Source organism: Dietzia sp. DQ11-71, assembly GCF_014144995.1.
Lineage (GTDB): Bacteria > Actinomycetota > Actinomycetes > Mycobacteriales > Mycobacteriaceae > Dietzia > Dietzia kunjamensis.
The window spans coordinates 1-3,890 of the sequence record NZ_JAALDT010000136.1 but is presented as its reverse complement, the minus strand read 5'-3'; the positions used below and the strand labels follow the sequence as shown (position 1 = coordinate 3,890).

At 71.9% G+C, this 3,890-nt stretch carries 5 protein-coding genes; 2 read left to right on the top strand and 3 right to left on the bottom strand.

Annotated elements, in window-relative coordinates; translation table 11 throughout:
• Positions 1-1,027 (bottom strand): histidine kinase dimerization/phospho-acceptor domain-containing protein (locus tag G6023_RS05680; protein WP_182634388.1); only part of this gene is annotated, 1,027 nt, incomplete at its 3' end.
• Positions 1,028-1,101: 74 nt separating this feature from the next.
• Between G6023_RS05680 and G6023_RS05675 the strand changes: the two genes are divergently transcribed.
• Both G6023_RS05675 and G6023_RS05670 read left to right on the top strand, forming a co-directional pair.
• On the top strand, positions 1,102-1,914 hold the full coding sequence (locus G6023_RS05675) for a PaaI family thioesterase (RefSeq protein ID WP_182634386.1): 813 nt from the start codon (positions 1,102-1,104) through the stop codon (positions 1,912-1,914).
• 66 nt (positions 1,915-1,980) lie between these two features.
• Positions 1,981-2,544: an NADPH-dependent FMN reductase gene (locus tag G6023_RS05670; protein WP_067718956.1), complete on the top strand. Its 564-nt coding sequence runs from the start codon at positions 1,981-1,983 to the stop codon at positions 2,542-2,544.
• Positions 2,545-2,621: 77 nt separating this feature from the next.
• Here G6023_RS05670 and tpx read toward each other — a convergent pair whose 3' ends face one another.
• Both tpx and G6023_RS05660 read right to left on the bottom strand, forming a co-directional pair.
• On the bottom strand, positions 2,622-3,119 hold the full coding sequence (gene tpx / locus G6023_RS05665; RefSeq protein WP_067718959.1) for a thiol peroxidase: 498 nt from the start codon (positions 3,117-3,119) through the stop codon (positions 2,622-2,624).
• 100 nt (positions 3,120-3,219) lie between these two features.
• Positions 3,220-3,890 (bottom strand): adenylate/guanylate cyclase domain-containing protein (locus tag G6023_RS05660; protein ID WP_182634384.1); only part of this gene is annotated, 671 nt, incomplete at its 5' end.

Here is a 3,890-nt window from a genome sequence, read left to right as displayed (position 1 = left end):
CGCCGCCCCCACCACCGCCGCCGCCGACGAGCCCGCGGAGCCGGGCGGCCTCGGAGAGCACGATGTCGTCGAGGTCCACGTCGTCGCGGCGCAGCGGCCGGCCGCGCTCGTCGTTCTTGGCCAGCAGGAGCAGGTCCTCGACCATCGTGCGCATCCGCTGCACCTCCGGCAGGAGCAGTTCGTCGACGGTCTCCACGTCCACCGGGGTGCCGGAGGTGGAGGACAGTTCGAGCATCGTCGACAGCGTGGACAGCGGGCTGCGCAGCTCGTGCGAGGCGTCACCGACGAACGCGACCTGTGCGGTGCGGGCGGCGTCGAGGCGCGCGAGCATGGCGTTCATCGTCCGGGCCAGGCGGGAGATCTCGTCCTCGGCTTCGGGGACCGGGACCCGCTCGCCACGGCCGGAGGCGGAGATCTCGGCGACGCGGGAGCGGATCGACTCGACCGGCCGCAGCACCCGCCCCATGGCGTAGTGGACGAACACGGCTGTGGCCAGGCCGGCGACGGGGACGAACGCCAGGAACAGCACCGCGCCGGTGGCCAGGAGGGAGTCGTAGCGGTCGGTGTCGGTGGCCACGTCCACGGCGAACGTTCCCCCGCGGACCTCCACGCCGACGGAGGTGAGGCGGAGGTCGGCGCCGTTCGGGGCGTCGAGGTCGCGCTGGATGACCTGACCGGGGGCGGGAGAGGGGAGCGCGGGGACGTTCTCGAGCCCGCGGGTGACCTGACCGGCCAGGACGCGGCCGTCGGGCGCCACGACCCGCACCAGGTCCACCCCGGACAGCGGTTCGGAGACCAGCTCGAGGGACGCCTTCGGACCCCGGGCCGCCAGCCCACCCGCCACCTCGACCGCCCGGGAGCGGTCGGCGGAGTCGATCGCGCCGTGCACGGCCGACCGCAGGAGCAGCCACGCACCGCCGGCCGCTGCCGCCAGCACGAGGATGACGATGCCGGTGGCGATCACGGTCGTGGCGACGCGGATGGGCCAGCGGCGGGGGGTCGTGAGGGCCTCGCGGTTCAGTGGCACGTCTCCATTGTGCGGACGCGATCCGGCGCGCGCGGTCGCGGGGAGTGAACGAGAACACGTGTTAGCGTCGGCGGGTGAGAGAATCGCAGCACGACGGCCCGGAGCCCCGCCTGGGGTTGACGTTCAGCCCGAACCCGGACGGGTCGGTGAGCTGGCACCAGCCGGTCGCCGACCAGTTCGTCGACCCGTCGGGGCGTTTCGCCACCGGCGGCCTCGCCGTCCTGGGGGATTCGGGCCTGGGGTCGGAGAACCACCGCCGGCGCCCCGAGGGGATGTGGACGGTCACCACCGAGCTGCGGATGGACCTGCTGGCGCGCCCGCGCGCGGGATCGGCGGGACTGGGCATCCGCACGGACCACCTGGGCGACGACGGTCACTGCCTCACGACGCGCGGCGAGGTCGTCGACGACGACGGCGAGGTGATCGCCTCGGGACTGGTCAAATCCATGGAGATCGCGGGAGCCGTGGACCCGGACGGGTACGACGACGAGCCGCCGTGGCCGTCCAGGCTCGCGCCGGGAACGCTGGCCGAGGTCCTGTGCCTGACGCTGGACGAGCGGGACGACGGCCCGGGCGGAACCCGCGTCGTGGAGGGCGTGATCGCGCCGGAGCCGACGTTGGCCAACCCGCTGGGCAATCTGCACGGCGGCGTGTTCGCGGCGGCCGCGGAGGTCGCCGGGGCGGCGGTGTTCCCGCACGAACGCGAGGTCAGCTCGTCCTCGCTCGACGTGCGGTACGTACGACAGATCCCGCTGGTGCAGCCGGTGACGGTCCGGGCCGAGGTCCTGCACGACGGCCGGAGTTGGGGCATCGCCCAGGTGACGACGAGGGGTGAGCGGGGGCGCGTCTGTGCCGTGGCGACGGTCACGGTCTACGGCCACCGGTAGTAGGTGTCACGTCAATCAAGTAGAGTTCTCGTCATCAGCAACCCGCACGACGAGAGGGGACCGTACGTGAAGATCGGCATCATTCTGGGCAGCATCCGCGAGGAGCGTTCCGGGCAGACCGTGGCCGAGTGGGTCGCGCAGGAATCGCAGGCGCGGCAGGACGCCACCTATGAGCTGGTCGACCTCAAGTCGTTCGACGTCCCGCTGCTCACCTCGGCCACGGTGCCGGGCGCGGCGAACAAGCAGTACTCCGACGAGCGGGTGCAGCGCTGGAGTTCGACCATCGACTCCTACGACGCCTTCGTCTTTGTCACCCCCGAGTACAACCACAGTGTCCCGGGCGGCCTGAAGAACGCCTTCGACTCGCTCGGTAGCGAGTGGGCGAACAAGCCCGTCGCCTTTGTCTCCTACGGAGCCGAGGGTGGTGTGCGCGCCGTGGAGCACTGGCGGCAGATAGTGGCCAACTTCCACATGTACGGCGTGCGTCAGCAGATCTCGCTGAGCTTGTTCACCGAGTTCGGCCCCGAGGGCGTGCAGCCCGCGGAGCGCCGCTCCGAGGAGCTGGCGACGCTGTTCGATCAGCTCGAGCAGGCCACCCGCCGCTTCTCCCTGGTGGACGCCAGCGCCTGAGTCGCGGCGCGGTAGACCACACGAGGAGGCCCGCCCCCGTTCGTCGGGGGCGGGCCTCGTCGTTCGCTGCGGTGCGCTCAGTTCACGGCGGCGAGCGCGGCGTCGTAGTCCGGCTCAGTGGTGATCTCGTCGACGAGCTGCGTGTAGACGACCTTGCCCTCGGCGTCGACCACGACGACCGAGCGGGCCAGCAGGCCCTCCATGGGGCCGTCGGTCATCTTGACGCCGTAGTCCGCGGCGAAGTCGCTGCGGAAGGTCGAGCCGGCGGTGGCGTTCTCGATGTCCTCGGCGGCGCAGAAGCGCTTGTGGGCGAACGGCAGGTCGGCCGAGATGTTGACGACCTCGGTGTTCTCCAGGCCGGAGGCCTTCTCGTGGAAGGTGCGCACCGACTGGGCGCACACGCCCGTGTCGACGCTGGGGAAGATGTTGAGGATGAGCTTCTTGCCGGCCAGCGACCCGGAGGTCACGGGAGCGAGGTCGGTGCCGACGAGTTCGAAATCCGGGGCCTTGGAGCCGACGGCGGGGAGCTCGCCGGACGTGCTGACGGGGTTGCCCTTGAAATTGGTGGTTGCCATGCGTCCGTTCTACCGGATGCCGGTGGTCGGCGGTGGTCCGGCCGGTTCCGGGGTGGGACGGCGGATGGCGGGTTCCCCGCTCCCGGTCCCGCCGAACTCCTCAGCGCGGGGTCGCCACGTAGACGGCGATCCCGTCGGGCACACCCTTGACCCCGCCCCACCGGAAGGTCCGCTTGGGGCGGGTCGCCACGCTGTCGGGGTCCAGCCCGGCGCGGGTGGACTCGCTGATGAGAATCTCGCCCGCGCCGGCCTTCTCCGCGAGCCGCGCGGCGACGTTGACGTCCATGCCGAGGTAGTCGTCCCCGATCCGGCGCGGGCGCCCAGTGTGGACGCCGACCCGCAACCGCGGACGCCAGCCGGCCACCTCCACGCCGGCGACCCCGTCCAGGCATGCGGCCACCGCGTCCAGCGCCAGCTGGGGAGACGGGAACGTGGCCATCAGTCCGTCGCCGAGACGTTTGACGACGGCGCCACGGTGGGCTAGCACCTCGGGTTCGGTGGCCGCAGCGACCCGTCGGAGGAGCTGCAGCGACTCCTCGTCGCCAGCGCGCATCGCCCAGTCCGAGAACCCGACGATGTCGGTGAACACGATGGTCACCTCGCTCCCACCGCCGGCCCGCCCCGTGCGTTCGAGCACGGCGTGCCACACCTGGAGGCCGCCGAGCGTCACCTCCCGGGACGCGGTGGGCTGCTCGTCGAACAGTCGGCCGGCCACCCGGGCGATCGTCCCCGCGCTGTCGCGGCCGGCGGCCGAGAGCGGGTCGCCGAAAC